General features: G+C 37.3%; 5 protein-coding genes. All 5 read right to left on the reverse strand.

The window, feature by feature from the left end; all coding sequences use genetic code 11:
• Nucleotides 1-215 precede the first annotated feature (215 nt).
• Nucleotides 216-1,934 (reverse strand): proline--tRNA ligase, encoded by a 1,719-nt coding sequence (locus QZ334_RS06455; protein ID WP_295232938.1) that lies wholly within the window; start codon nt 1,932-1,934, stop codon nt 216-218.
• The gene (ispG, locus tag QZ334_RS06460; RefSeq protein WP_119206407.1) at nt 1,928-3,013 is read right to left on the reverse strand and encodes a flavodoxin-dependent (E)-4-hydroxy-3-methylbut-2-enyl-diphosphate synthase; all 1,086 of its coding nucleotides are present in this window, start codon (nt 3,011-3,013) and stop codon (nt 1,928-1,930) included. Before ispG ends, QZ334_RS06455 begins: the two co-directional genes overlap by 7 nt.
• 18 nt (nt 3,014-3,031) lie before the next feature.
• Nucleotides 3,032-4,048 (reverse strand): RIP metalloprotease RseP, encoded by a 1,017-nt coding sequence (gene rseP / locus QZ334_RS06465; RefSeq protein ID WP_005386721.1) that lies wholly within the window; start codon nt 4,046-4,048, stop codon nt 3,032-3,034.
• Nucleotides 4,049-4,056: 8 nt separating this feature from the next.
• The gene (locus tag QZ334_RS06470) at nt 4,057-5,202 is read right to left on the reverse strand and encodes a 1-deoxy-D-xylulose-5-phosphate reductoisomerase (protein WP_295232943.1); all 1,146 of its coding nucleotides are present in this window, start codon (nt 5,200-5,202) and stop codon (nt 4,057-4,059) included.
• Between the two features lie 18 nt (nt 5,203-5,220).
• Nucleotides 5,221-5,940 (reverse strand): phosphatidate cytidylyltransferase (locus QZ334_RS06475; RefSeq protein ID WP_295232946.1); only part of this gene is annotated, 720 nt, incomplete at its 5' end.

Raw genomic sequence — 5,940 nt, forward strand, 5'->3', positions numbered from 1 at the left:
ATCATAGATAGATTACAATCTAAAGCATGACGTAATAATTCTTCTGGACTTTTAACTCCATCAGAATAGATAGAATGCATGTGAAAATCAACAAGCATAGAGCACCTCCCATTACAATTATCCTATCTTTTAATTATGACTGATTTAGCTAATTTATTCAAGATGAGATAGAAAAATTGCGACCCTAATGAGTATTCACTAGAATCGCAATTTAATTATAAATCTTGAAGTAATTCAGTAACCTTAGTCGCTACAGAATCGATTGCACATGTAATCGCTTCACCAGACTTACGGATTTGAATTTCTACTTCATTATTTTCAAGTGTATTTTTACTTACTGTAATTCGAAGTGGATAGCCAATTAAATCAGCATCTTTGAATTTTACACCAGCTCGATCCTTACGATCATCAAGTAACACATCTACACCTGCATCTTGTAATGCAGTATAAATTGTTTGACTTGTAGACATCAAAGCTTCATCTTTTGCATTAATAGGTACAATAACGGCTTCAAATGGAGCAATAGCACGTGGCCAAATGATACCATTTTCATCGTGGTACTGCTCAATAGCTGCAGCTAATGTACGAGATACACCAATACCATAGCACCCCATAATCATTGGATTAGGGCGACCATTTTGATCTAAGAATGTAGCTTGTAAAGCTTCAGAGTATTTTGTACCCAATTTAAATACTTGACCTACTTCAATACCTTTAGCATGTTCTAATGTACCACCACAAGTTGGACAAACATCGTCATCTGTTATTAAACGAATTGGTGCAACAATAATATCTTCTACATTAAAGTCACGTTTAGGGTTAATGTTAATATAGTGAGCATCTTTCTTGTTTGCACCACCACAAACATTGTACGTTTCCATAACAGATTCATCCACAACAATAGCAAACTCTTCTGTTTGTTTTAACCCAACAGGACTAATAAAGCCAGCTGTTAAACCTACTTTTTCCAATTCTTCTGGTGTAGCCATTTCAGGCTCTACGGAACCAAGTACAGCATGTTGCACTGCTACTTCATTTACTTCATGGTCACCGCGAACAATAGCTAACACAACTTTACCATCAATAGAAAATACTACAGCTTTAATCGTTTTATGTAATGGTAAATTAAGCATTTCTGCAACAGCTTCAATAGTACTTGCATTTGGAGTGTCCACAACAGATAACTCTTGAAGTGCTTCTTCTTCCTGTTTCATAATACCAGGTTTACCAATTTCAATATTGGCAGCATAGTCACATTTTGTGCAATACACAATATCAGCTTCACCAGCTTCTGCGATTGCCATAAACTCATGTGTGCCACTACCCCCGATAGCACCGCTGTCAGCTTCTACCGGACGGAATGTAAGACCACAACGCGTGAAAATACGTGTATATGCATCATACATAGATTTATAAGATTCATCTAAACCAGCTTCATCCACATCAAAAGAGTATGCATCTTTCATAATGAATTCGCGACTGCGCATTAAACCATAACGCGGACGACGTTCATCACGGAATTTACTTTGAATTTGATATAAATTTACTGGTAATTGACGATATGAATTGATCTCATTTTTAACAAGTGTAGTAATCATCTCTTCATGAGTTGGTCCTAAACAGAATTCATTATCATGACGATCATTAATACGCATCATTTCAGCGCCATATGCATTCCAACGGCCAGATTCTTTCCAAATTTCAGCAGGTTGTAAAATAGGCATCATGATTTCTTGAGCACTAGCACGATCCATTTCTTCACGTACAATAGCTTCGATTTTTTTGATACTTCTCCAACCTAATGGTAAAAAGCTATATAAACCATTTGCAGTTTTGCGCATAAAACCAGCGCGAAGCATAAGCTGTTGGCTAACTACATCAGCGTCAGATGGAACTTCACGCAATGTAGGTGCATATAATTTAGTGGCTAACATAAAGACTCCTCATCTAAGTTTTCTAAATATTGATCAATTTCTCTAAATAATGTATCTACTAATTCAGCTTCTGGCACAGTCTTGATAACTTCCCCTTTACGGAAGACAATACCTTGTCCATTACCACCAGCAATGCCGAAATCAGCCTCACGAGCCTCACCAGGCCCATTTACGACACAACCCATAACAGCTACTTTAATAGGTGCTTTAATGGATGCTAAACGTTCCTCTACAATCCCTGCCATATCAAATAAGTTCACTTGGCATCGACCGCAAGTAGGACAGGAAATCATTGTAGCTCCAAAGTTTCGTAATCCTAAATTACTCAAAATACTTCGACCTACTTCAATTTCATGTATGGGATCACCTGTTAAGGATACACGTAAAGTATCACCGATACCGTCTAATAATAAAGCACCAATGCCCATAGCAGACTTAATAGTACCTTGTTTTATCGTACCAGCTTCAGTAACACCTAAATGCAATGGATAAGGAATCTTATCGGATAACTTACGATAGGCTTCTACCATTAAAGGAACTTCCGTTGCTTTAATAGATAATTTCATTTGACGGTAGTCGAGCTTTTCGAGAATTCGGACATGTTCTAATGCAGTTTCCACCATGCCATCAGCTGTAGGATGACCTCCATGTGCATCGAGGATATGCTTTGGTAAAGACCCTGCATTAACGCCAATACGAATCGGAATTTGTTTAGGTTTAGCTTTTTCAATAACTGCCAATACCTTATCCTCACCGCCGATGTTTCCTGGATTAATACGCAATCCATCAACATTATTCTCGATAGCTTCTAACGCTAATTTATAGTCGAAATGAATATCAGCAATTAAAGGAATATCAATACCAGCACGAACTGCTTTTAAAGCTTTAGCAGAAGCCATAGTAGGAACTGCAACACGTACTAGTTCACAACCAGCCTCAGCTAAACGATTTATTTCAGCTATAGCCTTTTCCGTATGAACCGGATCTGTAGTAATCATAGATTGAATGCTTACCGGTGCATAATCACCAATTTTAACTGTACCTACATAGATACCATTTGTTGGTTTACGTACAATCATTGTAATCTCCCATCTATCTTATAGTAATCGGAATATATCCTGAGTCGTTACATATAAGAATAATGCTACCATTAAAGCAACACCAACCATTTGAATATACATTAGTGCCTTAGCAGGTAATTTACGACCTGTAATTGCTTCAGCCAAAATAATAATTAAATGACCACCATCTAATACAGGTAATGGTAAAAGATTGATAACCCCTAAGTTAATACTTAAGAATGCAGCAAAGCTCAAAAGTGGTGCAAAACCAGATTGTGCAATAGTGCCAGCCATTTGTGAAATACCTACTGGACCGGATAATTCTGCAGCTTGTGTACCGCGAATCATATCATATAAGCCACTTAGCATTGCAACAATTGTTTGACCTGTACGAGTAACAGCTAGACTGAAAGACTCGCCTATGCTATAACTTTCTCGTGTAAAACTAGGATAAATACCAATTTTAGGACTATCTTGTTCCATTTTTGGAATCACTGTAGTTTCTACAGTTTCTCCATCTCGATCTACCACAACGGTAACACCATGGTTGGCAGTACCTTGTAAGCTAGGACGGATTTCATCCCACGTTGAAATCTTTTTACCATCAATAGTAAGAATTCTATCATTTGATTGTAAATGAGCTTGTTCAGCGGCACTACCAGGGATGATATTACCAATAACAGGATCATTTGTATAGGTAAGATTACCTACTGTTGCATTGAGGCCAAAGAATAAAACAATGGCCAATAAAAAATTGAATACTGCCCCTGCAGAAATAACAATAAATTTCTTCCATGCAGGTTTAGTATAAAATGACCGTTCATTTAACGGCTCGTCAGGACTCATGCCAGCAATACGATTAAAACCACCAAGAGGAATGATACGAATAGAATATAAGGTTTCCCCTTTTTGAACTTTAAATATGGCCGGTCCAAAACCTATGGCGAATTCATCTACTTGCATGCCCGACATTTTTGCTGTAATAAAATGGCCTAACTCATGAATAAACACGATTAAACCAAATACAAATATTGTGGCTAATGCCGTTGTCATATATACTCCTATACCATCAATGATGTAGCCTTTTCACGAGCCCATCTATCGATAGCTAATAAATTGTCTAACGTAAAGTCATCTTCAGGTCCCATAGATTCTAGAACTGATGTAACGACTTTGTAAATATCACCAAAGGCGATTTTATCATCTAAAAATGCATAAACTGCTGTTTCGTTTGCAGCATTAAATACGGCTGGTTTAAAACCGCTTGATCGGCCCACTTCATAAGCAAGACGAAGAGCCGGGAAATCATCATATCGTGGTGGTAAAAACTCTAATTGTAAGGCTTTAGTAAAATCAAGATGATTCATACTTAAAACTTCACGTTTTGGATATGTCAAAGCATATTGAATAGGCTCGCGCATATCTGGATTCCCCATTTGAGCTAATATAGCCCCATCTTTCATGCGTATCATAGAATGAACGATACTTTGAGGATGTACCACAACATCAATATGATCAAAATCAAAACCAAAAAGCCAATGAGCTTCGATTACCTCTAAGCCCTTGTTAAATAGAGATGCAGAGTCGATAGTAATCTTATTGCCCATATTCCAAGTTGGATGTCGCAAGCAATCTGCAGCTGTGGCAGTTTGAATCTTGTTGGAATCCCAAGTCCGTAAAGGACCACCAGAAGCTGTAACGATTAAAGAATCAACATTATCGCGAGCTTGTCCTTCTAAGCATTGGAAAATAGCACTGTGCTCACTATCAATAGGTAAAATTTGTACGCCATACTCATTCGCTAAGGATGTAATCAATGGGCCACCGGCCACTAATGTTTCTTTATTAGCAAGACCAATGGTCTTACCTTTTTTGATGGCCTCCACAGTAGGTTCAATACCAGCAGCACCTACAATAGCAGTTACAACCATAGTAGCTTCTTGAATTGTTGCTGCCGCAATGAGCGCTTCCTTGCCACCTACAAGTTTTGTATGACCTGTATAGCGGCCTTGTAGCTCTTTAAAAGCATTTTCATCAACTAATCCAGCTACTAATGGCTGATATTCTTTAATTTGTTGTTCTAAGAGGTCAATATTATGATGTGCCACTAAGGCAACCACCTTGAATTGATCTGGATGTTGGGACACTACATCTAGTGTCTGTGTACCGATTGAGCCAGTACTGCCAATAATACTTAGGTATTTCATAAGCTTACCTCTATTAGATTAGTACGAAAAGAGTAATATGTATATCAATGTAATAGGAGCCGCAAATAATAAACTATCAAAACGATCCAATACACCACCATGACCTGGTAGTAAAGTACCAGAATCTTTCACATTACATAATCGTTTAATCTTTGATTCAAATAAATCACCTAATGGTGCAAGTATACCGCTAATCATACCAACATGAATGCCCATCCACCATGGAATGCCTACGATATACGAAAATACAGCGCCTGTAATAATACAGCCGATAAAGCCACCAATAAAACCTTCTAGTGTTTTATTAGGACTAATAGATGGAACAATTTTACGTTTACCAAAGGCACGACCAGCAAAATAAGCAAAAGTATCACTAGCCCATGTTGTAAATAATACTAGCCAAAGAGTAATTGTTCCCCAATTATATAATTCAAATGGCATTGATAGAGACATGTATATAGAGTCATGACGAATCATGAGCAAAGAAATCATGCCAATACCAACATATAATAAGCCAAATACACTAAATGAAACACTAGCTAAAGAGTATTTATTTTCACCAAATGTACATAACATATAATTGGCTGATAAACTCAATACTAATATAGCTATTGCTAGAATATACTGATGACATGCAAAGGCAATCATCAATAATAAAATACTAATATAGCCCCATAAAATGGACATACGCACATGTTTAGCTTTACCTAGTAAAACAAACTCACGCCAACCCAATAG

It is taken from the genome of Veillonella sp. (genome assembly GCF_019414865.1).
In the GTDB taxonomy this organism is placed as follows: Bacteria; Bacillota; Negativicutes; order Veillonellales; family Veillonellaceae; genus Veillonella.